Here is a 22,269-nt window from a genome sequence, read left to right on the forward strand (position 1 = left end):
CCCGGAGTGCCCATCCCGCCGTTGCGCCCTCCGTCCTGCGGTGCCACGGTGGCGGCGCGTGCTGAAGGAGGCGACGCCATGAACATCACCCTCCGCCCAAACAACCTCGATGCGTTCTGGATGCCCTACACGGCGAACCGGAGCTTCAAGGCGTCGCCGCGCCTGCTCGCCCGGGCCGAGGGGGTGTTCTACTACACGCCCGAGGGCCGCGAGGTGCTCGACGGCACCGCCGGCCTCTGGTGCGTCAATGCCGGCCACGGGCGGCGCGAGATCGCCGAGGCCATCAAGGCCCAGGCCGACGTGATGGACTTCGCGCCGACCTTCCAAATGGGCCACCCGATCGCCTTCGAGGCTGCGGCGCGGCTCGCCGAGTTCACGCCCGACGGGCTCGACCGGATCTTCTTCACCAATTCCGGCTCCGAGAGCGCCGACACCGCTCTCAAGATCGCGCTCGCCTATCACCGCGCCCGCGGCGAGGGCCAGCGGGTTCGTCTCGTCGGCCGAGAGCGCGGCTATCACGGCTGCGGCTTCGGCGGCATGAGCGTGGGCGGGATCGTCGCCAATCGCCGGCAGTTCGGGGCGCAGCTCCCCTTCGTCGATCACCTGCCGCATACCCATCTGCCGGAGAAGAACCGGTTCGCGCGCGGCGAGCCGGAGCATGGCGCCCACCTCGCCGATGCGCTCGAGGACCTCGTGAAGCTGCACGGCGACACGATCGCCGCCGTGATCGTCGAGCCCGTCGCCGGCTCGACCGGCGTGCTCGTCCCGCCCAAGGGCTATCTCAGGCGCCTGCGCGAGCTCTGCACCCGCCACGGCATCCTCCTCATCTTCGACGAGGTGATCACCGGCTTCTCGCGCCTTGGGGCGGGCTTCGCGGCCGAGCATTTCGGCGTGCTGCCCGACATCATCACGATGGCGAAGGGCCTGACCAACGCCGCCGTGCCGATGGGCGCGGTGGCGGTGACGCGAGAGGTGTACGAGACGGTGCTCGAGGGCTCCCCGGGCGGAATCGAGTTCTTCCACGGCTACACCTATTCGGGCCATCCGCTCGCCGCCGCGGCGGCGATCGCCTCGATCCGGATTCACCAGGAGGAGGACCTCGCCGGGCGCGTGCGCGACCTCGCGCCCTACTGGCAGGAGGCGGCGCACAGCCTGCGTGGTGCCCCGTTCGTGACCGACATCCGCGACTGCGGCCTGATCGCCGGGGTGGAGCTCGAACCGGTGAAGGACCGGCCGACGGAGCGCGGCATGCGCGTGCTGCAGCGCTGCTTCGACGACGGGCTGCTCGTGCGGGTGACCGGCGACATCGTCGCTCTGTCGCCGCCGCTGACGATCGAGCGTCGCCACGTCGATCGGATCTTCGACACGCTCGACCGGGCGTTGCGAAAGGAAGCGGCCTGAGGAGCAACGGCCGCGCGAGCGTGGCGGGAGGGGACGATGCGGCCCTCGAGCAGGCTGATCCTCGCCGGCCTCGCGCTCGGCGTGGTCGCTGCGGGGGCCGGCACGGTGTGGTCGCATCTCGCATCGCAGCGTGCGCTCGCGATGCTGTCGCGCCAAGCCGCGGAGCCGGGCCGCTTCGATGCCGCTGGCCTCGCGCTCGACCAGGCGCGCCTCTACGCGGCGGCGCTCGAGACCCTCGCCGGCGGCCCGCCAATCCTGCTTCGCCAACGCTACGAATCCTTCGTCGCCGCCGTCGCCCGGATGCGCAGCGACGCCGCCCGGGCGTCGTTCGGCGCGCTGCCGCGGTTCGGGGAGACGCTCGCGCAGCTCGACGCCCTGGTCGCGCGGATCGATGACCTGCTCGAAGCCTCTGCCGACGCCCCGGGCGCGGCGCTGCCGCAGGCGGCGGTGATCGAGCTAACGCGACTGCTGCCGCCGCTTCGCGAGCCGCTCGCCGAACTTGCGCTGGCCTACGATGCCGCGGCCACCGTGCAGCTGCGCGACGCCGTGCGCCGGCTCGAGCGGATACGCCAGGCCGAGGCGGTGGCGACCGGCGCCTTCCTCGTCGCCATCCTCGGCCTTGCCACGGCGGGGCTCGTCGCGGTCCGCGGCCTGCCCAAGGGCGAGGACGACGTCTTCCCCGAAACGGTACCCGCGCCCCCCGTGGTCGCCGGCGCGCCGATGCTCGCCGCGACCGCGCGCGACCTTGCCGGGCCGCTGCACCGGATCGCCGGCACGTTCGGGATGGTGCTCGACGCGCCCGGGCTGACCGCGGAGGCAGCGCGCGCCGCACGCGCCGCTCTCGACGCCGCGGAGGATCTGCTCGACCTCTCCGACGCTCTCTCGGACGCGGCCGCTCTCGCAGCCGGCCGGGCGGATCCACACCGCACTGCCTTCGACCCGGTGGAGACGGCTGCCGACGTGCTGCGGGCGCTCGAAAGCCGGATCGTCGCCTTGGGCGGCCGCGCCGCCCTCGTCCGGACCGAGCGGCCGGGCGAGGCGGCGGCGGCCGCGCGCGGCGCCGAGGCGCAGATGTCTCCGCCCGGTCTCGTGCTCGGCGACGCGCCGCGCTTTGCGCGCCTCGTCAAGTCCCTGATCGTGCGCATGCTGCCGCTCGCCCCCGGGGCCACGCTCGGGGTCGCAGTCCGGGTCGAGGGCGGGACAGTCGGCCTCCTGGTCGGCGATGCCGGCTGCGCGAGCCTGCCGGAGACGGCATTCGAGCCGGTCGAGCTCAGGGAAGCCTGGCCGGGAGAGGACTTGGCGGACGGGCTCTCGCCCGCGATCGCGCTCACGGAGGCGCTCGGCGGCACGCTCGCGCGGGCACGCGCCGGCGGCGGCCGGTCGGAGACGGTGCGCGCGATCCTCCCCTTCCCCCCCGTGCCCCAGGGCGCGGCGCAGGGCGGAGGATCGGAGGCGCGCCGGCGCCTCTCCCTGCTCGCGGTCGATGACGTGCCGACGAACCGCCGCCTGCTCGCCGCCATGCTCGAGCGCCACGGCCACCTTTGCGACCTCGCCGCCGACGCTACGGAAGCGTTGCGCCTGTTGCGCGACCGGCCCTACGACGCGGTGCTGATGGATGTGCAGATGCCGGGGATCGACGGTCTCGCCGCGACGCGGCTGATCCGCGCCCTTCCGCCCCCCGTCGGCCAGATCCCGGTGATCGCCGTGACCGCGCACGACCTCCCGGGCCAGCGCGAGGCGATCCGCGCGGCGGGGATGAACGGGCTGATCGCCAAGCCCGTCTCGACCGTGGCGCTGCTCGACGCGCTCGATCGGCTCGTGCTGCCGCGGCAGGCGGGCGGCTTTGCGCGCACGACCGAGACGGCGGCTCTGCTTGACGAGGAGACGCTCACGCTGATCCGCTCCACGCTGACGCCGCCCGATTTCGCACGCTTCGTCGAACGGCAGACGGCCGAGGGAGCGGCCGCCCTCGCCGAAGCCGAGGCCGCCCTGCGCCGCGGCGACCCGGAGGGCTTCGCCGCGTCCGTTCGCTCTGTCGCCGCCGCCTACGAGGCGGTGGGGGCGCCGCGCGTCGCCGCCGCCGCTGCCGCCGCCGAAGCCGAGCGCACCGTCGAGGCGCTCGCGAGGCTCCGCGAGGTGGCCACACTGACTGAGGCGGCGCTCAGGAACCGCGCGAGCAGCGCGCGCGACCCCCGCTGGTCAGTGCAGCGGGCGGAAACCACATAACCGGCTTCCCACACACTCGGACGGACCACTCGAGCCATGCCAGACACGCAAACCCCGCCCGGCACCGCGCACGCGACCACCCCGGGCACCGTGCCCGTCACGGTGCTCACGGGCTATCTCGGTGCGGGCAAGACCACGCTTCTCAACCGCATCCTCTCGGAGCAGCACGGCAGGCGGATCGCCGTCGTGATCAACGAGTTCGGCGAGCTCGGCGTGGACAACGACCTCGTCATCGGTGCCGACGAGGAGGTGTTCGAGATGAACAACGGCTGCATCTGCTGCACCGTCCGCGGCGACCTGATCCGCATCCTCGGCGGGCTGATGAAGCGCCGGGACCGGTTCGACGCCATCCTCGTCGAGACGACCGGGCTTGCCGACCCTGCCCCGGTCGCGCAGACCTTCTTCGTCGACGAGGACGTTCGGGCGCGCACGCGGCTCGATGCGATCGTGACGGTGGTGGACGCCAAACACCTGCCGCAGCGCCTCTCCGACTCGCGCGAGGCGGCGCGGCAGATCGCCTTCGCCGACGTCGTCGTGGTGAACAAGACCGACCTCGTGACGGAGGCCGAGCTCGCCGAGGTCGAGGCGCGGATCCGGGCGATCAACCCGTTCGCCGAGCTGCACCGCGCGCAGCGGAGCAACGTGCCGATCAAGGCCGTCCTGGGCCGCGAGGCGTTCTCGCTCGAGCGCGTGCTCGCCCACACCCCGGCCTTCCTCGAGGACAGCGACCACGGCCACGACGAGGAGGTGCGCTCGGTGTCGTTCTCCATTCCCGGCGCGGTCGACCCGGCGAAGTTCAACGCCTGGATCTCCGGCCTGCTCGCCGAGAAGGGGCCGGACCTGCTCCGGACCAAGGGCGTGCTCGCCTATCCGGGCGAGGACCGGCGCTTCGCCTTCCAGGCCGTGCACATGATCGCGGATGGCGATTTTGTCGGGCCCTGGCCGGAGGGGGCGGAGCGCACGAGCCGGATCGTGTTCATCGGGCGCAACCTCAACCGGCCCCAGCTCCGCCGCGGCTTCGAGGCCTGCGCGGCATGACGAGAGCCCGATGAGGAGCGTTGCATGACCGAGCCGCGCAGCAAGCCGTGAGCGAGACGTCCTCCGCCGTCGATTTCGTTCTCGAGACGCGCGGGGCGAGCCACGCGCTTGAGGCGCACGTGGTCGCGGCCGCCATCGAGGCTGGCTCGCGCGCCGCCGCCTTCGCTCTCGGCGACGGCACAGTGGCGCTCGTCTCGCTCGGCGACCCGAAGCGACTCGCCGCACGGCCCGCGGTGCATGACGGCGCCGTGCTCGCGCTCGCGCCCGATTCGCAGCCCGGGGCGTTCCTGACGGGGGGAGACGATGGCCGCTTCGCCCGGCTCGACGCCGCGGGAGAGGCGGCCACGCTCGCCTCCTGGCCGGGGCGCTGGGTGGAGCACGTTCTCGCCCATCCCGGCAAGGGGTCGGGCGGGGCAGGCTCCTGGCGCGCCGCCTCGGCCGGCAAGACCGTTCACCTGTTCGCGGGAGGGAACGGTGCCGAGCCGCTCAAGGCGCTCTCCCACCCCTCGACGGTGACTGGTCTCGCGACGGAGGCAAAAGGCAAGTGGCTCGCCGCGAGCCACTACAACGGCGCGAGCCTCTGGTTCGTTACCGCGAAGGAGGACAGGCCCCGCGCTCTCGACTGGAAGGGAAGCCACACGGCGATCGCGATGAGCCCCGACGGCCGCTACATCGTCACCGCGATGCAGGAGAACTCACTCCACGGCTGGCGGCTCGCGGACGGGGCGCACATGCGGATGAGCGGCTACCAGGCCAAGACCAAGTCCCTCTCCTTCACCGCGCACTCCCGCTGGCTTGCGACCTCCGGGGCGGAGTCGGTCGTCTGCTGGCCCTTCTCCGGCGACGGGCCGACGGGGAGGGCGCCGCGCGAGCTCGCGGGCGGTGACGCCGTGCTCGTCACCCGCGTCGCCTGTCACCCCGAGCACGAGGTGGTCGCGGCCGGCTTCGCCGACGGCCTCGTCGTGCTCGTCGAGATCGAGAGCGGGCGCGTCCTGCCGGTGGCGGACCAGGGCCGCGGCCCCGTCTCGGCGCTCGCCTGGAGCCCTGACGGCCGCTGGCTCGCCTTCGGCACAGAGACCGGCTTCGCCGCGGTGGTGGACTTCGCAGGGCCTCGCGCGTGAGGGAGCGGAGATGAGGCGCGCGCTCGCGCATGCCGCGGGGCTCGTCCGGTCGGTCGCGATCTATCATCGCGGCGGCAGGGCGCGTCGCGCCGCGCTCGACGCCTGGTATCGGCGCTTCCTCGCACCGGGCGAGCTCGCCTTCGACATCGGCGCGCATGTGGGAGACCGCGTCGCTGCGTTCCGACGCCTCGGCGCCCGCGTGGTGGCGGTCGAGCCCCAGCCGGGGCCGATGCGCGTTCTGCGCCTGATGTTTGGGCGCGACCGCGGCGTCACGCTCGTCGCCGCCGCCGTCGCCGCCAGGCCGGGGACGGTGACGCTTCACCTCAACCCGGCGAACCCGACCGTCTCGACCGCCTCGACGGCGTTCGTGAAGGCGGCCAAGGGCGCCGTCGGCTGGGAGGGGCAGAGCTGGTCGGAGGCGGTCGAGGTTCCCGCCGTGACGCTCGATGCTCTCATCGCCGAGCATGGGCTTCCGGCCTTCGCCAAGATCGACGTCGAGGGTTTCGAGGCGGAGGCGCTCGCGGGGCTCGGCACCGCCCCGCGCTCGGTCTCGGTCGAGTTCACGACGATCCAGCGCGATGTCGCGACGGCCTGTCTCGACCGTCTCGCCGCGCTCGGCTATCGCGCCTTCAACGCCTCGCTCGGCGAGAGCCTCGCCTTTGCTCACCCAGGGCCGATCGAGGCCGCGGCAATGGCGGCGTGGCTCGAAGGCCTGCCGGCCGAGGCGAACAGCGGCGACATCTACGCAAGCCTCGAGCCCGCGCGGCTTCGCTAGAGCCAGCGACGCACGCGGCGGAGATAGGCCTCGTAGGCCGATCCGAACCGGGCGGCGAGATAGTGCTCCTCGCGGGCGATCACGAGCCGGTCCATCACCACGAGGACGGGAGCGAGCAGCAGAAGCGCCCAGATCGAGGCGAGCGCAAGCGCAAGCCCCGCGTACGCCGCGGTGATGCCGAGATACATCGGGTTTCGGCTGAACGCGTAGGGGCCGCTGTCGACGAACCGCGTCGCGGCCTGCCAGGTGGGGATCCCTGTGCCCGCGCGGTGGAACAGCCACGCGGCCCAGCCAGCAAGGCCCAGGCCGAGGACGATCAGGAGGCTCGCCGCCCCGTGCCGGAGCAGGTCAGGCACGGCGGCATCGATCGGCACCAGCCGGTCGAGACCGATGCCGAGGAGGAACGCACCGCCATAGAGAACAGGCGGGTGGACCGCGACCGGAGGCGGCGTCGCATCAGGAACGCTCACGTCGCTGAGGCCTCCGCCTCCGCCATCCAGTGTGGGCGCTCGGGCACGAGCACGGCTTCGCCGCAGCGGAGCCGCTCGCGGAGCGCCTCGGTGCGCAGCATCGCGAGTGCCCGCCCGTCGCGCCCGGAGCGGATGGTTCCGACCTCCGCCTCGCCGGCCATCACCGGCGTCCCCGGCGGCGGCAGGGGGCCCTCGACGCGCACCGGAAACAGCCGGCGACGGACGAGGCCGCGATAGCGCGTCCGGGCCGTCAGCTCCTGACCCATGTAGCACCCCTTGGTCCAGGAAATGCCCCCCAGCGCATCGAACCAGGCCTCGAGCAGGAGGGTGCGGTCAGGCTCGAGGTCGCGCGATCCGTCCGGCAGGCCCAGGGCGAGGCGGTGCGCGTCCCACGCCGTCCACTCGGCGTTCGGCTCTGGCGCAGCATCGGCGGGGAACACGCCGCGCCAGCCCGCCTCGGGCAGGCGCGGATCGGCCGCGGCGAGTCCCGCCGGAACGGCAGCGCCGTCCCAGCCTGCGGCGACGACGATCCCGGGCGAGATGTCCTCCACCGACACCTTGGCGCGAAGCCGGAAGCGGGCGAGGCGCTGGGCGAGGTCACTCGCCCGGTCGCGCTCGCACTCGAGCACCAGCCGGTCGCCGCCATCGAAGACGAAGAACTCGTGCAGCCACTTGCCCTGCGGGGTCAGGAGGGCCGACCAGAGCGCCCGGCCGGGGGCCGCTTCGCGCATGTCGGCCGAGACGAGGCCTTGGAGGAACACCAGCCTGTCCTCGCCCGTTACCGCCACGGCGCCGCGGTGCGGAAGCTGCGCGATCTTACCCATGGCCTGCGAGATGGGCCCGCGCGCGGAGGCGGACAAGCCGCCGCTCCTGACACGCGCCCACACCTCGGCTAAAAGGGCGCTCGATGCGGATCCTGTTCATGACCGCGACCCGGATCGGGGATGCGGTTCTCTCCACCGGCCTGCTCGACCACCTGCTCCGACGTCACCCGGGCGCCTCCGTCACCGTCGCTTGCGGCCCCGCGGCCGTGGGCCTGTTCGAAGCCATGCCGCGGCTTGAGCGGGTGATCGCGGTCGAGAAGCGTCGCCTCAGGCTGCATTGGCTCGCGCTCTGGCGCGAGGTTGCGGCGACGCGGTGGGATGTCGTCGTGGACCTGCGCGGCTCGTTTCTCTCTGCCTTCCTGCGCGCCCGCACCCGGCACATCCTGCGCGGCCGGCGCGGGGGCGACCATCGCGTCGCCGCGCTCGGCGCCCTTTTCGGCCTCGACCCTCCGCCTTTGCCGGTGGTGTGGACATCGGAGGCGCACCGCGCCAAGGCGGCGCACCTCATCCCCCCTGGCCCGCCCGTCATCGGGCTCGGCCCGACCGCGAACTGGCCGGGCAAGGTGTGGGAGCCCCGGCGTTTCGTTGCGCTGTTCGATCGTCTCGCCGCTGCCGACGGCCCGCTTCCCGGCGCCCGCGCCGCGGTTTTCGCAGGCCCCGGCCCGGCCGAGCGGGCGATGGCGGAACCCGTGCTCGCGGCGCTGCCGCGCGGCCGCACGATCGATCTCGCGGGAAAGCTCTCCCTGGCCGAGGCCGCGGCCGCGCTCTCCCGCTGCGCGCTCTTCGTCGGCAACGATTCAGGGCTGATGCACCTCGCTGCCGCTGCGGGTGCGCCGACGCTCGGCCTGTTCGGCCCCTCGCCTCCGGAGCAGTACGCCCCGCTCGGCCCGCGCTCGGCCTTCGTGTGCACGCCGGAAACGGTCGAGGAGCTTACCGGACGGCCGGGCTACGATCACCGCACCACGGGCAGCCTGATGGGAACGCTGAGCGTCGAGTCGGTCTACACGGCGGCGTCGGGGCTGCTCGCCCGCCTCCCCGCGCCGCTTGCGGCGCAATGAGCGCCGCGGTGGCGGACGCGGCAAAGGAGAGGCCGAGGCTTTCCGCCCTCGTCGTCGCGCGTAACGAGGAGGCGCGGCTTGCGGGCTGTCTGGCAACGCTCCGGTTTGCGGACGAGATCGTCGTGGTGCTCGACCGCACCACCGACGCCTCCGCCAGGATCGCCGCCGAAGCCGGCGCACGCGTGATCGAGGGCGCCTGGCCGGTCGAGGGGGACCGGCGCAACGCGGGGCTTGCCGCCTGTACCGGTGACTGGATCCTCGAGGTCGATGCCGACGAGCGCGTTCCGGAGGCGCTGGCGGCGGAAATCCGCTCGGTCATTGCAACGAGTCGCTTCGCCTGGCACGAGATCCCGATCGAGAACTACATCGGCGACCATCTGGTCCGCCACGGCTGGGGCGGCAGCTTCGGCACCTCCGCGGTGCCACGGCTCTCCCGCCGCGGCGCCAAGCGCTGGGGGCGGGAGCGCGTGCATCCCTCGCTTGCCTGGACCGGGGAGAAGGGGCCGCGACTTGCGAACGCCCTTCTGCACCACGTCGATCGTGACATTAGCGACATGATCCGCCGTCTCGACCGCTACTCGAGCGCACGCGCAGCCGACCTGATCGCGCGCGGCGAGATCGGCACGCTCGCGGGCAATCTGCGCCGCTTCGTCTCGCGCTTCTGGAAGTGTTTCGTCGCGCGGCGCGGATACCGCGAGGGGGCGTGGGGGTTCCTGATCGCGCTCTGCGCCGGCCTCTACCCACTTCTGGCGCACCTCAAGGCGCGGCTCGAGCCTGAGCGCCACCGCCGCGGTGGCGAGGCGCAGTGACGCGGGTCGCGATGGTGATGGCGGGCGGGCGCCATGGCGGGGCTGAGACGTTCTTCGTTCGCCTCTCGGCAGCGCTCGCCGCCGCAGGCGAGGAGCTGCTCGCCCTGATCCGCCATGATGAGGCGCGCGAGGCCGCGCTTGCCGCCGCCAATGTCGCCGTGCGCGGCTTCTCCTTCGGCGGGCCGCTCGACCTTCTCACCCGCCCGCGCCTCGGCGCCGCGCTGCGCCGCTTCGGCCCGCGCGTCGTCGTCGCCTGGATGAACCGCGCCGCGGCGAAGACCCCCTCCGGCCCCTGGGTCCAGGTCGGCCGCCTCGGGGGCTACTACGACCTTCGCTACTACCGGCGCTGCCACCATCTCGTCGGCAACACCGAAGGCATCGTCCGCTGGATCATCGCTGAGGGCTGGCCGGCCGAGCGGGTGCACCATCTGCCCAACTTCACGCCCGACCTTTCCGGCGCCGAACCGGTTTCGCGCGCCTCCCTCGGCGTGCCCGAAGGCGTTCCGCTGCTGCTCGCAATGGGCCGCCTGCACCGCAACAAGGGGTTCGACACGCTGATCGAGGCGCTGCCCGCGGTCGCGGAGGCGCATCTCGTCATCGCCGGCGAGGGGCCAGAACGCGCAGCACTGGCCGCCCACGCCGCCCGGTTGGGCATCGCCGCGCGCACGCACCTGGTCGGCTGGCGCGACGACCAGGCCGCGCTTCTCGCTGCCGCCGATCTGTTCGTCTGCCCCTCGCGGCACGAGCCGCTCGGCAATGTCGTGCTCGAGGCGTGGTCGGCGGCACGGCCGGTCGTCGCCGCCGCCGCGCAGGGGCCGTCGGAGCTGATCGAGCACGGCAGGACCGGGGTGCTCGTGCCGCCCGACGACCCGGCCGCGCTCGCCGCGGCGATCTCCGGCCTGCTGGCCGAGCCGGCGCGCGCCGCCGCCCTTGCCGCTTCCGGGCGTGTGACGTGGGCGGAACGATACGCAGCGGGGCCGGTCGTCGCGCGCTGGCGCGATTTCCTCGGCTCCGTCAACGCCTGATGTGCGGCATCGCCGGAATCGCGCTCAAGCCCGGCGCGACCCTGCCCGAGGCGACCGAGCGCGCCCTCGACGCGGCCCTCGCCCATCGCGGCCCTGACGGGTCAGGCCGGCATGCCGCCCCGGGCGCGGTGCTCCTTCAGCGACGCCTTGCGATCATCGACCTCGCGACCGGAGACCAGCCTCTGTTCGAGCCGGGCGGGGCGGCGCTCGTCGCCAATGGCGAGATCTACAACTACCTCGAGCTGAAGCGGGATGCGCTCGCCGGCGTGACGTTCGCGACCGCGAGCGACTGCGAGCCGCCGCTCCATCTCTACCGCTGCGAGGGCCTCGGTTTCGCGCGTCACCTGCGCGGCATGTACGCGATCGCGATCCACGACCGTACCGGGCGACGCGTGGTGCTCGCGCGCGACCCGTTCGGCATCAAGCCGCTCTATCTCGCCGACACCCCGCGAGGGATCGCCTTCGCCTCGGAGCCGGCCGCACTGCTCGATGCCGGGCTCGTGCCGCGCGGGCTTGATCCGCGCAAGCGCGACGAGCTTCTCGAGCTGCAGTTCACCACCGGCGCGGAGACTCCCTTTCCCGGCATCCGCCGCCTGATGCCGGGCGAGACGGTGGCGATCGAGGAGGGGCGGATCGTCGCGCGCGAACGCCTCGCAGCGCTGCCCGAAGGCGGGCCCGAGGAGATCGCGGAAGGGGAGGCGCTCGCTCGGCTCGACCGCGCGCTCGCCGACAGCGTCTCGGTGCACCAGCGCTCCGATGTGCCCTACGGCCTGTTCCTGTCGGGCGGGATCGACAGCGCGGCCGTGCTTGCGGCGATGCGTCGGCTCGATACGCGGCCGGTGCTCGCCTTCACCGCCAGCTTCGACGCGCCGGGTGCGGCCGACGAGCGCGCGGCGGCGCGCGCCGCCGCGGCCGCGGCCGGGGCGCACCATGTCGAGATCACGGTCACGGAGGCCGAGTTCTGGGCCCATCTGCCCGCGATCGCCGCGGCGATGGACGACCCGGCGGCCGATTACGCGATCGTCCCGACCTGGGTGCTCGCCCGCCGCGCGCGCGAGCACGTCAAGGTCGTCCTCTCCGGAGAGGGGGGGGACGAGATGTTCGGCGGCTACGGCCGCTACCGCTCGGCGATGCGGCCCTGGTGGCTGGGCGGGCGGGTGATGCGAGCGCGCGGCATCTGCGAACGACTGCGGATACGCCGCGACCTCGCGCCAGGCTGGCGCGACGGCATGGAGGCGGCGGCGGCAGCGGCGGCGGCGCCCGGCCGCACCCGGCTGATGGCGGCGCAGGCGACCGACATGGTCGACTGGCTCCCCAATGACCTGCTCGCGAAGCTCGACCGCTGCCTGATGGCGCACGGGGTGGAGGGACGAACCCCGCTGCTTGACCCGGTGGTGGCCGCGGCTGCGTTCCGCCTGCCCGACTCGCTGAAGGTGCGCAACGGCATGGGCAAGTGGCTGTTGCGCGCCTGGCTCGCCGAAGCGCTTCCCGAGGCGCGCCCCTTCGCGCGCAAGCAGGGCTTCACGGTGCCGATCGCCGCCTGGATCGGCGCGAAGTCGGAACGGCTCAGCGCCCTGCTCGCCGCCGACGAGGCGGTGGCGGAGGTGGTGCGGCCAGGCGCCGTCGCCGCGCTTCTCCGCCCGCCGCTCGGCAAGCACGCGGCGTTTGCCGCCTGGACGCTGCTGTTCTACGCGCTGTGGCACCGCCGCCACGTGCGCGGCCTGCGGGCGGAGGGCGACGTGTTCGAGACGCTCGCGCAACGCTGAACCACGGGGAAGAATCGATGGCCGAGCACTACGACCTGATCATCCGCGGCGGCAGGGCCGTCCTGCCCTGGGGCGAGGCGGAGGCCGACCTCGGCGCCCGCAACGGGCGGATCGTCTCTCTTTCCGTCCCCGCCGGGGCGACGGCCGAGACGGTGCTCGACGCGCGCGGGCTTGCCGTCCTCCCTGGGCTGATTGATGCGCATGTGCACTTCCGCGAGCCGGGGAACGATTCGGTGGAGACGATCGCCACCGGAACGAAGGCCGCCGCACTCGGCGGGCTCGCCGCCGTCTTCGACATGCCGAACACGAGCCCCCCGATCGTCGACAGCGACACGCTCGCCTGGAAGCGCCGGCATATCGAGGGGCGGGCCTTCGTCGACATCGGCCTCTACGTGGGCGCAACGAAGGCCAATATCGAGTCGCTCGCGTTGCTCGAAGTCGAGCCCGGCGTGTGCGCCATCAAGGTGTTCGCGGGCTCCTCGACCGGCGACCTCCTCGTCGAGGACGATGCGAGCCTCGAACGGGTGATGCGCTCAGGATTCCGGCGCGTCGCCTACCACAGCGAGGACGAGTACCGGCTTCGGGAGCGCGCACCGCTCTTCAAGCTGGGGGACCCGCATCTCCGCCACGCCGAATGGCGCGATGTCGAGACGGCCTTCCTCGGCACGCGCCGACTGATGGCGCTCGCCCGACGCACCGGCCGGCGCGCCCATATCCTGCATGTCTCGACGGCGGAGGAGCTCGCCTACCTGCGCGACCTCCGCGACATCGCGACCGTCGAGGTGCTGGTGAACCACCTGACCCAAGTGGCGCCGGAGGTCTACGAGACGCTCGGCGGCTTCGGGGTGATGAACCCGCCGATCCGCGACCGTCGCCACTACGAGGCCGCCTGGGCGGCGGTCGCCGACGGGACGGTGGACGTGGTCGCCTCCGACCATGCGCCGCATCCGAAGGAGGCGAAGCTCAAGCTCTGGCCGCAGTGCCCGGCGGGGCTGACGGGGGTGCAGACGATCGTTCCCGTGATGCTCGACCATGTGAATGCTGGCCGCCTGACGCTCCCGCGTCTGGCCGACCTGATGTGCGCCGGCCCCGCGCGCGTCTACGGCGTGGTCGGCAAGGGGCGGATCGCGGCGGGCTATGACGCCGACTTCACGCTCGTCGACATGAAGGCGGAACGGACCATCACGAATGACTGGATCGTCTCGCCCTGCGGCTGGACGCCGTTCGACGGGGTGCGGGTGCGCGGCTGGCCGGTCGCGACCGTGGTGCGGGGGAAGGTGGTGATGCGCGAGGGGGAGCTCATCGGCGAGCCCTCGGGAAGGCTCGTCAGGTTCGGCGACACGCTTCGGCGCGCGGCGGAGGCGGCCTGAGGCTCGGGCGCGTCCCGCCCCCACCCCTCTCCCCCTGCGGCGGCTCGACGGATCGTCTCGCCTGCCCTCGTTCCGCGCCCTGGCGCGCCGCTGCGCGCGCGGCGTCAGACCTCGAGCAGCAGGCGCTCCGGCGCCTCGATCGCCTCCTTGATGCGCACGAGCGTGCTCACCGCCTCGCGGCCGTCAATGATGCGGTGGTCGTAGGAGAGGGCGACATACATCATCGGCCGGATCTCGACCTTTCCGGCCACCGCCACCGGCCGGTCCTCGATCTTGTGCATGCCGAGGATGGCCGACTGCGGAGGGTTGAGGATCGGGGTGGAGAGGAGCGAGCCGAACACCCCGCCGTTGGTGATCGAGAACGTTCCGCCCGCCATGTCCTCGAGCGTGAGCGTGCCGTCGCGCGCCCTTCGGCCGAACTCGGCGATCGCCCGCTCGATCTCGGCGATCGAGAGCGTCTCGGCGTTGCGCAGCACCGGCACGACGAGGCCCGAAGGCGCGGAGACGGCGATGCCGATGTCGATGTAGTCGTGGAAGACGATCTCCTCGCCCTCGATCGCGGCGTTGACGGCCGGGAACTCGCGTAAGGCCGCCACGCAGGCCTTGACGAAGAAGCCCATCAGCCCGAGGCGCACGCCGTGCCGCTTCTCGAACGGCTCGCGGTAGCGCGCCCGAAGCGCTATCACCGCCGACATGTCGATCTCGTTGAAGGTGGTGAGGATGGCGGCGGTGTTTTGCGCCTCCTTCAGCCGCCGCGCGATGGTCTGCCGAAGCCGGGTCATCCTCTGCCGGCGCACCGTGCGCGCCCCGGGCGCGGCAGGAGCGGGGGCGGGAGCGGGGGTGGGGGTGGGGGCAGGCGCGAGAGCGGGCGCGGGTTTCGGCGCCGGCACGGGCGCGGCGACGGGAGAGGGGCGCGGCGTCGCCCCACCCTCGATCACCTTCAGCACGTCCGCCTTGGTGACCTGCCCCGCCTTGCCGGTTCCGGTGACGGAGCCCGAGGCGAGGCCAGCCTCCGCCATGAGCTTCGCCGCGGCAGGAAGCGGCGGGCGGGCCTCGGCAGCGGCCGGAGCGGGCGCGGCAGCAACCGCCGCGGAAGGCGACGCAGGCTTCGCCGCCACCGACGCCGCGCCGGCGGCGATTGTGCCCAGCACGGCGCCGACCTCGACCTCGGCTCCTTCGGCAGCGACCACGCTCTCGACCACCCCGGCGGCCGGGCTCGGCACCTCCACCGTCACCTTGTCCGTCTCGAGCTCGACCACGGGCTCGTCCGCCGCCACCGCCTCGCCCGGCTTCTTCATCCAGCGCGCGACGGTTGCGGAGGCGACACTCTCACCGAGAGCGGGAACCTTGATCTCGACCGACATCGCCTCTCCCCCTTTGGTTCGGACCGCCGCAATAGAGGCGTGGCGAGCTGCGGAAGGCAATCGTGCATCTCGCTGGTCCCGCGTGCCCGCCGGGCCGGGATCAGCGCAAGCCGGCTGGCGGAGAGGGCGTCAGGACGGTGGCGAAGAAGTCGCGCACCCGTCGCACCGAATCCCGTGCTGCCTCTTCGTTCCGCACGACCCGAACAGGCCCGCCACGGCCGCCCGCTGCCGCCGGATCGAAAAACGTCACCTCACCCTGCCGCAGCCGGTCCCAGGCGTGGGTGACCCCGTCATAGACGTGCAGGAGAACCAGTGCACCCGATTGCGGACTCGTGCGGCCGCCGAAGGCATCGCGACAGTCCTGTCCGTCGGGTCGCGTGTCGTAATCCTCGATCCCGGCGGCAAGAACGAGAATGGGCATGAGCGGCCAGCGTCCCGTGACGACGCGATGGGAGGCCGTACCAGGAACCGCGAAGGCCCAGCACACGGGATAGAGAGACGCGACCCCCTTGAACCAGACGTCCGGCTTCGGGAAAGCCGAACGCACCTCAGGCGAGGCCAGGAGCAGTCCCATCACGGCGCCCCAGGACTGACCCATCACGCCGATCCGATCGCGGTCGATCATCGGGTGCGCGGCGAGGAACTCCAAGGCGCCAACCGCGTCGGCGATGGTGTGGAAGGTGGAACGTGGTCTCGCCCTGGACAGGTCGACACCCGGAAGCACACCCCTTGGTCCCCACATGTCGATTTGCAGCGCTGCGATCCCGGCCTCACGCAGGGCCTGAACGTAAGGCGTCGCCCTGCCGTCTATGCCGGCGGTCGAATGCAGCACGACGACAGCCGGGAACGGGCCCGCGCCCGGCGGCAGTGTCAAGGCCCCGCCGATGACACGCGGCGCTTCGGGGATTCGTCCATCCGGTTGGACTGGCGATCTGAGGCTCTGGCGTGGGTTGATGGTCAGGATCTCGACAAGCGTGCTCTCGGCAGGCAGGCGCTCAGGGGATAGCCAGGGCGACCGAAGCGGCTCGACCTGCCCCGGGCCACCCTCCTGGCCAGGACCAGTGCACGCCGTGAAGGCGAGCAAAGCTGAGAGAACCCACCGCCTCATGTCCGTGGTTCAATGTTTTGACGACCGCGAAAACCGTGCGAGGTCTTGCACGATCCTCTCCGGCAACGAAAGACGTCAGTCGCGGTGAGCTGGGGCACCGGCGTAGGGTGACGCCACGCCTCAGGCGGCAAGCGCCTCGGCCACCAGCGCCTCCTGTTCGGCGACGTGCACCTTGTAGAAGCCCGTCGCCGGGCTCGCCGCCTCCCGACGCCCAACATAGCGCGGCCGTGCCCCGGCACGACCGGCATCCGCCAGCGAAGACTCGAGGCGACGGTCCATGAAGCACCACGCCCCCATGTTCGCGGGCTCCTCCTGGCACCACACCACCTCCGCCTTCGGATACTGCGCGAGCACACGCGCGATCGTCTTGCGCGGATAGGGATAGAGCTGCTCGACGCGGACGAGCGCGATGTCGTCGATCCCCCGCTCGCGGCGCGCCTCGAGCAAGTCGTAGTAGACCTTGCCCGAGCAGAGGACGACGCGGCGGACCGCCTCGCCCGCGCGCAGCTTGTCGATCTCCGGGATCACGTGCCGGAAGCCCGAGCCGGGGCCGAACTCGGCAAGCGTCGAGACCGCGAGCCGGTGGCGGAGGAGCGATTTCGGCGTCATCACGATCAGCGGCTTGCGCCAGTTGCGCTTGAGCTGCCGCCTCAGCGCGTGGAAGTAGTTCGCGGGCGTCGTCAGGTTGCACACCTGCATGTTGCGCTCAGCGCAGAGCTGGAGATAGCGCTCGAGCCGGGCGGAGGAGTGCTCCGGCCCCTGCCCCTCGAAGCCGTGCGGGAGCAGCATCACGAGACCCGACATGCGCAGCCACTTCGTCTCGCCTGAGGCGACGAACTGGTCGATGATCACCTGCGCACCGTTGGCGAAATCGCCGAACTGCGCCTCCCACAGCACGAGCGCCTTCGGGTCGGCGAGCGAGTAGCCGTATTCGAAGCCGAGCACGCCGGCCTCGGAGAGCAGCGAGTTGAACACTTCGATAGTCGCCTGCCCGCCCGGCTGATTGGCAGGCCGAATGTGGTTCAGCGGCGTGTACTCGGCCTGCGTCTCCTGGTCGATCAGCACAGCGTGGCGTTGGCTGAAGGTGCCGCGCTGGCAATCCTCCCCCGAGAGCCTGACGGAATGGCCTTCGAGCAGGAGCGTGCCGAAGGCGAGCGCCTCGCCGGTGGCCCAGTCGATCCCCTCGCCGGTCTCGATCATCGCCCGCTTGGCCTCGAGCTGGCGGGCGATCTTCGGGTGGACGGCGAAGCCCTCCGGCACACGGGAGATCGCCTGCCCGACCTCGCGCAGGGTCTCGAGCGGCACGGAGGTGTCGGCGTCGCGGGTCTCGTCGTCGTCCGAGCCGGGCACGAGGCCGGTCCAGCGGCCCTCGAGCCAGTCCGCCTTGTTCGGCTTGTAGGTCTTGCCGGCCTCGTAGGCCTCCTCGAGCGCGGCGGCGAACCGCTCCTGAAGCGCGGCCGCCTCGGCGGCGCTGACCGCCCCTTCCGCGGCGAGGCGTTCGGCATAGAGCGTGCGCGTGGTCTTGCGGGAGCGGATCGCCTTGTACATCAGCGGCTGGGTGAAGGCCGGCTCGTCGCTCTCATTGTGGCCGTGGCGCCGGTAGCAGACGAGGTCGAGCACGGCATCGACGCCGAACTGGAGGCGGAACTCCGTCAAAAGCTTGGCGCAGAACACCACCGCCTCCGGATCATCGCCGTTGACGTGTAGGATCGGCGCCTGGATCGACTTCGCGATGTCGGTGCAGTAGAGGCCCGAGTAGGCGTGCAGCGGAACGGTGGTGAACCCGATCTGGTTGTTGACCACGAGATGCAACGTTCCGCCCGTGCGGTAGCCGATCAGCTGGCTCATCGCGAGCGTCTCGGCCACCAGCCCCTGGCCAGCGAAGGCGGCATCGCCGTGCATCAGGATCGCCATCGCCGTCCGGCGGCCGCGGCGGTCACCGGCCATGTCCTGCTTGGCGCGGATCTTGCCCACCACCACAGGGTCGACCGCCTCGAGGTGCGAGGGGTTCGGCTGAAGCGAGAGGTGAACCATCCGGCCGCCGATCTCGACATCCGTCGAGGTGCCGAGGTGGTATTTCACGTCGCCTGAGCCTTGCACGTCGTCCGGGTTCGAGGGCGTGCCCTGGAACTCGCTGAACACCGCCGCGAAGGGCTTCCTCATGACGTTGACGAGGGTGTTCAGCCGGCCGCGATGCGGCATCCCGATCGCGATCTCCACCACCCCGCCGGCAGCCGCCGTCTCGATCGCCGTCCGAAGCGCTGGGATCAGGCTTTCCCCGCCCTCGAGCCCGAAGCGCTTGGTGCCGACGAACTTCCTCTGGCAGAACACCTCGAACCCTTCCGCCTCGGTGAGGTGGGAGAGGATCTGCCGCTTGGCGGCGGCGTCGAAGGCGGTCTTCCACGGCGCCCCCTCGATCCGACGCTGGATCCAGGATTTCTGGTCGGGGTCCTGGATGTGCATGAACTCGACGCCGATCGGCCCGCAATAGGTCTCGCGCAGGATCGCGACGATCTCGCGCAAGGTGGCGGTCTCGCGCCCCAGCACGTGGTCGATGAAGATCGGCCGGTCCATGTCGGCCGGGCCGAAACCGTAGGTCGCCGGATCAAGCTCCGGGTGCGCCTTGGGCACGCGCAGGCCCAAGGGGTCGAGCTGCGCCTCGAGATGGCCGCGTACCCGGTAGGCGCGGATCAGCATCAGCGCGCGGATGCTGTCGAGGGTCGCGGCGCGGGCCTCGGCGAGCGGCGGCGCGGCGGCGGGCCGGGAGAGGGCGGAGTTGGGGAGCGCGCCGGAGGAGAGGGCGGCGAAGAGCGACGCCCAGCCCGGTTCGACGCTCGCCGGGTCCTCCGCCCAGCGGTCGTAGAGGCCGGCGATGTAAACACCGTCCCCTGACTTCAGACCGTCGAGGAAGCTGTCGATGGTGAGGCCAGAGATCGCGTCCATCCCGTTCGACTTCCGGCCGTCGCAGGGCCGGCCCCTTGCCTGATGACGTTCCACCCCACGGGGCTCTCGCGCGCGCGGAGACTACACCGCTCCCACGCCGCCGTCTCGCGGAAGCCTCGCCGCCGCGGTGGCTAGATACCCTATCCGGCCAGGGCGTCGGCATGCGCGGCGCGGCGCGCGTGTCATGCGCCCTGCACATGGATGGGCCGACCGCCCTGCCGGGCGGACAACGCCGGGCGGGCGTGACAGGCATCGCCGGCGCGTCACACTGCGTGTGCTGCGCGACGGGAGGGGAGCGGGATGACGACACGACTCGCGACGATCGAGGCGAACGGGCCAAGCCTGGTGGCTCTGGTGCGCGACGACGGCTCAGCGCTCGACGGGCTGGCCGCCGCCCGCGCCGCGGGCCTCGACCCTGCGCCGCTTTCCGACATGGTCGAGACCATCCGCGCCTGGGCATCGGTGGGCCCGGGCTTGCGCGCCGCGGCGGCCGACCCGCCCCCCGGCGCGGTGCTGCCGCGCGGCAGCTTCCGCCTGCTCGCGCCGATCCCGCGCCCGCGCAAGAACGTCTTCTGCGTCGGGCGGAACGACATCGAGCACGTGGCGGAAGGAGACCGAGTCGCCGGCCGCGAGACCGAGGTGCCGAAGTACCCGCAGTTCTTCACCAAGCCCCCGACCGCCGTGATCGGGCCGGACGAGACCGTCCCCTCCTACGCCGCGATCACCCGGCTGCTCGACGACGAGGTCGAGCTTGCCCTCGTGATCGGCCTCAGCGCCCGCGACATTCCGCCCGAGCGGGCGTTCGCCCACGTGTTCGGCGACACCATCGTCAATGACATCGCCGCCCGCGACCTGCAGCGCCGGCACGGGCAGTGGTTCAAGGGCAAGGGGCTCGACCGTTCCTGCCCGATGGGACCGTGGATCGTTCCGGCGGACGAGATCCCCTCTCCGCCAGACCTTGCGATCTCGCTCACCGTCAACGGCGAGACGCGGCAGTCGAGCCGTACGAGCCAGCTGATCTTCGACATCCCGACCATCATCTCGCTCCTATCGCAGGGCCTGACCCTCGAGACAGGGGATGTGATCGCCACCGGAACGCCCTCCGGGGTGGGCTATGCGATGACGCCGCCGCGCGCGCTCGGCCCGGGCGACGTGGTGGAGGCAGCCGTGGAGGGAGCCGGCACGCTGCGCACCACCATCGTCGCCTGAGCGCGGAAAAACGGGGGCCTCAGCGGCAGGCGAGCACGCGCAGGTCGTAGACCGGGTGTTCGAGCATGTTGAGCCCGGGGGAGGCTGCGAACATCCAGCCCCGGAACGGCACCTCCGGCGCGCCGGGACGGGTGTCGCGCACCTCGAGCCAGGCGGCCGCGTCTGGAGGGTCGTCGGGCGGGCGCCGGTGGCAGGCGCCGACGCGGATCAGGAGCGTGCCGAAGCGCACCGGCTGATCGAGGGGCACCTCCAGCACGACGATCCGCGCCGTCACCTTGTCGAGCGCTTGGAGCTCCGCTGTCCGGCCGGGGATCCAGGCGGCGGCCGACTGCGCCAATGCAGGCCGGGCGGCGAGGCAGAGGCAGAGCAGGGCGGACAGCGCGACCCGTCGGATCATCGGCGCAGCGGCGCGGCGCTCAGCCCTCGCCAGGGCCCCTTAGGCCGGCGACGAGATCGGCCAGCATCCGCCGCAGCGCGGCTGGGTCCACCCCCATCAGCACCGCATCCTCGAAGGTGTCGCGCAGCACGGCCTCCGCCTCGGCCCAGTTCTCCTCGAGGACCTTGAGCTTCTCCCGGCAGGAGACGGGTGTCCCGTCCGGCTGCAGCCAGCGACGCACGCCGACCTTGGTGCCTTCACCTGCCATGCTCAGCCGCCGGGCCGGGCCTGACCCTGCCCTTCGCCCCCCTGGCCCGCTCCTCCCAGTGTGCCCTGGCCCTGCTTCTGCAGCGCGGAGACGAGGTCCGTCACCGAGAAGATGAACCGCCCAAGCAGCGCCTCGAGGCTGATCGCCGCCTGGGTGGCCTCGATCGTGCCGCCGTCGCGAATCATCCGCTCCGACCCGCCCGGAACGAGAGCGATGTAGCGTCCGCCGAGCAGGCCTTCGGAGGTGATCTCGGCCGAGGTGTCGACGGGCAGCCTGATCTTCGGATCGATCCGCATCGTCACCACCGCGAGATAGGTCTCGGGGTCGATCCGCTGATCGACCACCTGGCCGATCTTGACGCCGGAGAGACGCACATCCGCCCCGGCGGCAAGGCCGTCGATACGGTCGAACTTGGCAACGACCGTGTAACCCTGGGTGACGCTGCGGCCCGAATGGCTGACGGCGTAAAAGAGGAAAACGGCGGCCACGCCGAGCACGATTGCGCCCGCGATGATCTCGGCGATGCTCCTGCTTTTCATGGCCCGGTCCCTTCACCGCCGCGGCGACGCACCCTCCGCTTCCGGCCCAGCCTCGGCCTCGGGTGTCCAGGCCTCGTAGTCGCCGGTCGCACGCTGACGCCGTCCGCCTTCGAGGTCATGGCCCGGTGGCCGGTAGGCCAACGGCGTGCCGGTGAGGTTCGGCTGATGCTCCTTCTGCCAGGGATAGAGCTTGACCTCGGGCAGGGGGGCGTCGGTCGTATAGTGCAGCCAGGCATGCCATTCGGGCGGAACCTCTGAGGCATCGACGTTGCGCGCGTAGATCACCCAGCGGCGCCGGCGCATCCCGGGCCTCGGGCGACGCTCCTCGTAGTAGACATTGCCGAAGCGGTCGCGGCCAACCTCGCGGCCGCGCAGCCTCGTGAACAGGCGTGTGCCGATGGTCATCCCTCCGCCTTTGGGATTTGGCGCGGCGGACCATCGCACGCGCCCCGCCGCCCAGTCCAGCCACGCTCGGCCCCGCCCGCCTTGCCCCACCGCATCTGGTGGGAGCCTTAAGCGCAGCCCCCAAGATATGCTTTCCGTGACGCAGATGCCACGTTAGGATCATGGCCTCTCGGA

Annotated in this window: 20 protein-coding genes; 11 read left to right on the forward strand and 9 right to left on the reverse strand. The window is 72.0% G+C overall.

The features are described from left to right. Positions 1 to 78 precede the first annotated feature (78 nt). Genes KO353_RS05685 through KO353_RS05705 form a run of 5 tightly spaced genes read left to right on the forward strand, consistent with a single transcriptional unit; the run spans position 79 to position 6,561 of the window. Complete coding sequence (locus tag KO353_RS05685) at positions 79 to 1,401, forward strand: aspartate aminotransferase family protein (RefSeq protein ID WP_218286748.1); 1,323 nt, start codon at positions 79 to 81, stop codon at positions 1,399 to 1,401. 36 nt (positions 1,402 to 1,437) lie between these two features. Beyond that, positions 1,438 to 3,627 carry a response regulator gene (locus KO353_RS05690; RefSeq protein ID WP_218286749.1) on the forward strand — a complete coding sequence of 730 codons (2,190 nt, stop codon included), beginning with the start codon at positions 1,438 to 1,440 and terminating at the stop codon, positions 3,625 to 3,627. Between the two features lie 36 nt (positions 3,628 to 3,663). Further along, positions 3,664 to 4,665, forward strand: coding sequence for a CobW family GTP-binding protein (locus KO353_RS05695; RefSeq protein ID WP_218286750.1), 1,002 nt, complete (start codon positions 3,664 to 3,666; stop codon positions 4,663 to 4,665). A 47-nt stretch (positions 4,666 to 4,712) separates the two neighbouring features. Continuing rightward, on the forward strand, positions 4,713 to 5,786 hold the full coding sequence (locus KO353_RS05700) for a WD40 repeat domain-containing protein (protein ID WP_218286751.1): 1,074 nt from the start codon (positions 4,713 to 4,715) through the stop codon (positions 5,784 to 5,786). Positions 5,787 to 5,796: 10 nt separating this feature from the next. Beyond that, positions 5,797 to 6,561, forward strand: coding sequence for an FkbM family methyltransferase (locus KO353_RS05705; RefSeq protein WP_218286752.1), 765 nt, complete (start codon positions 5,797 to 5,799; stop codon positions 6,559 to 6,561). On the opposite strand, the gene KO353_RS05710 is transcribed toward KO353_RS05705, so the two are convergent. Both KO353_RS05710 and ygfZ read right to left on the reverse strand, forming a co-directional pair. Then, entirely contained in the window at positions 6,558 to 7,031 is a 474-nt protein-coding gene (locus tag KO353_RS05710; protein ID WP_218286753.1) for a methyltransferase family protein, read from the reverse strand. The genes KO353_RS05705 and KO353_RS05710 overlap by 4 nt on opposite strands. After that, complete coding sequence (ygfZ, locus tag KO353_RS05715) at positions 7,028 to 7,855, reverse strand: CAF17-like 4Fe-4S cluster assembly/insertion protein YgfZ (protein WP_218286754.1); 828 nt, start codon at positions 7,853 to 7,855, stop codon at positions 7,028 to 7,030. The genes KO353_RS05710 and ygfZ overlap by 4 nt, the downstream gene beginning before the upstream one ends. Before the next feature lie 83 nt (positions 7,856 to 7,938). On the opposite strand from ygfZ, the gene KO353_RS05720 reads away from it, so the two are divergent. The 5 genes from KO353_RS05720 to KO353_RS05740 are packed head-to-tail and all read left to right on the forward strand — an operon-like array spanning position 7,939 to position 13,883. After that, positions 7,939 to 8,913 (forward strand): glycosyltransferase family 9 protein, encoded by a 975-nt coding sequence (locus tag KO353_RS05720; protein WP_218286755.1) that lies wholly within the window; start codon positions 7,939 to 7,941, stop codon positions 8,911 to 8,913. An 8-nt stretch (positions 8,914 to 8,921) separates the two neighbouring features. Beyond that, complete coding sequence (locus KO353_RS05725) at positions 8,922 to 9,722, forward strand: glycosyltransferase family 2 protein (RefSeq protein ID WP_235692038.1); 801 nt, start codon at positions 8,922 to 8,924, stop codon at positions 9,720 to 9,722. 17 nt (positions 9,723 to 9,739) lie between these two features. Then, a complete protein-coding gene (locus KO353_RS05730; protein WP_218287274.1) occupies positions 9,740 to 10,747 on the forward strand; it encodes a glycosyltransferase in 1,008 nt (335 codons plus the stop codon). After that, complete coding sequence (asnB, locus tag KO353_RS05735) at positions 10,747 to 12,513, forward strand: asparagine synthase (glutamine-hydrolyzing) (RefSeq protein WP_218286757.1); 1,767 nt, start codon at positions 10,747 to 10,749, stop codon at positions 12,511 to 12,513. Before KO353_RS05730 ends, asnB begins: the two co-directional genes overlap by 1 nt. A gap of 17 nt (positions 12,514 to 12,530) precedes the next feature. Continuing rightward, positions 12,531 to 13,883 (forward strand): dihydroorotase, encoded by a 1,353-nt coding sequence (locus tag KO353_RS05740; RefSeq protein ID WP_218286758.1) that lies wholly within the window; start codon positions 12,531 to 12,533, stop codon positions 13,881 to 13,883. Between the two features lie 104 nt (positions 13,884 to 13,987). Here KO353_RS05740 and odhB read toward each other — a convergent pair whose 3' ends face one another. The 3 genes from odhB to KO353_RS05755 form a co-directional block, all read right to left on the reverse strand. After that, positions 13,988 to 15,247: a 2-oxoglutarate dehydrogenase complex dihydrolipoyllysine-residue succinyltransferase gene (gene odhB, locus KO353_RS05745; RefSeq protein ID WP_218286759.1), complete on the reverse strand. Its 1,260-nt coding sequence runs from the start codon at positions 15,245 to 15,247 to the stop codon at positions 13,988 to 13,990. A gap of 100 nt (positions 15,248 to 15,347) precedes the next feature. Next, positions 15,348 to 16,355, reverse strand: a complete 1,008-nt coding sequence (locus KO353_RS05750) for a dienelactone hydrolase family protein (protein WP_268906216.1) — start codon at positions 16,353 to 16,355, stop codon at positions 15,348 to 15,350. A gap of 120 nt (positions 16,356 to 16,475) precedes the next feature. After that, positions 16,476 to 19,298 carry a 2-oxoglutarate dehydrogenase E1 component gene (locus KO353_RS05755; RefSeq protein WP_218286761.1) on the reverse strand — a complete coding sequence of 941 codons (2,823 nt, stop codon included), beginning with the start codon at positions 19,296 to 19,298 and terminating at the stop codon, positions 16,476 to 16,478. 300 nt (positions 19,299 to 19,598) lie between these two features. On the opposite strand from KO353_RS05755, the gene KO353_RS05760 reads away from it, so the two are divergent. After that, entirely contained in the window at positions 19,599 to 20,507 is a 909-nt protein-coding gene (locus KO353_RS05760; protein ID WP_218286762.1) for a fumarylacetoacetate hydrolase family protein, read from the forward strand. Between the two features lie 19 nt (positions 20,508 to 20,526). Here KO353_RS05760 and KO353_RS05765 read toward each other — a convergent pair whose 3' ends face one another. Genes KO353_RS05765 through KO353_RS05780 form a run of 4 tightly spaced genes read right to left on the reverse strand, consistent with a single transcriptional unit; the run spans position 20,527 to position 22,095 of the window. Then, positions 20,527 to 20,904: a DUF2155 domain-containing protein gene (locus KO353_RS05765; RefSeq protein WP_218286763.1), complete on the reverse strand. Its 378-nt coding sequence runs from the start codon at positions 20,902 to 20,904 to the stop codon at positions 20,527 to 20,529. Between the two features lie 19 nt (positions 20,905 to 20,923). After that, the gene (locus tag KO353_RS05770; RefSeq protein ID WP_218286764.1) at positions 20,924 to 21,151 is read right to left on the reverse strand and encodes a hypothetical protein; all 228 of its coding nucleotides are present in this window, start codon (positions 21,149 to 21,151) and stop codon (positions 20,924 to 20,926) included. Between the two features lie 2 nt (positions 21,152 to 21,153). Continuing rightward, on the reverse strand, positions 21,154 to 21,690 hold the full coding sequence (gene mlaD / locus KO353_RS05775; protein WP_218286765.1) for an outer membrane lipid asymmetry maintenance protein MlaD: 537 nt from the start codon (positions 21,688 to 21,690) through the stop codon (positions 21,154 to 21,156). A gap of 12 nt (positions 21,691 to 21,702) precedes the next feature. Then, positions 21,703 to 22,095 carry an NADH:ubiquinone oxidoreductase subunit NDUFA12 gene (locus tag KO353_RS05780; protein WP_218286766.1) on the reverse strand — a complete coding sequence of 131 codons (393 nt, stop codon included), beginning with the start codon at positions 22,093 to 22,095 and terminating at the stop codon, positions 21,703 to 21,705. Between the last annotated feature and the right edge of the window lie 174 nt (positions 22,096 to 22,269).

This window comes from Elioraea tepida, from assembly GCF_019203965.1.
GTDB lineage: Bacteria > Pseudomonadota > Alphaproteobacteria > Acetobacterales > Acetobacteraceae > Elioraea_A > Elioraea_A tepida.